This is a genomic window from Candidatus Symbiothrix dinenymphae, from assembly GCF_001431085.1.
The window spans coordinates 1-480 of record NZ_BBRU01000355.1 but is presented as its reverse complement, the minus strand read 5'-3'; the positions used below and the strand labels follow the sequence as shown (position 1 = coordinate 480).

1 protein-coding gene is annotated in these 480 nt (G+C 40.8%); it reads left to right on the top strand.

Going from position 1 to position 480, the window contains the following annotated elements; all coding sequences use genetic code 11:
- The first annotated feature begins 2 nt into the window (after positions 1-2).
- Positions 3-164, top strand: coding sequence for a T9SS type A sorting domain-containing protein (locus ASC50_RS08500; protein WP_082592089.1), 162 nt, complete (start codon positions 3-5; stop codon positions 162-164).
- Positions 165-480: the final 316 nt, after the last annotated feature.

Genomic DNA, 480 nt, shown 5'->3' with positions numbered 1-480 from the left:
TAGTGTATGTGAACAACGCCAACAACACAGAAATCAAAGTGCACAACCTGAAAGGAGAATTGCTACAAACGACCCGCAAAAGCCGCGTAGATTTATCAGACGAACCGAATGGTGTTTATTTGCTGCGAATAGGTGGGCAGACTTTGAAAGTGGTGAAAAAATAATCTGAACTGTGATTTTCGTATGATTTTATTGATTTGTATGATTGTTTTGAATCATACAAATCAATAAAATCATACGAAAATCAAGGTTCAGACAAAATTGCAGTAGAGACGTGGCGCGCCACGTCTCTACTCAGAAAAGATTGACAGGATTATTGATAATCCTGCCAATCCTTTAATCCAGAAAATCCTGATTCAGACCGGAGTGGTGCCATCTACCCCGCACTGCGCTTCGCTTGTACGGGGTTATCAAAATTGTACCCCATACGGGGTAAATTGAAGACCTACGGTCTTCCTTGTCATCATAAATTTGATGCAG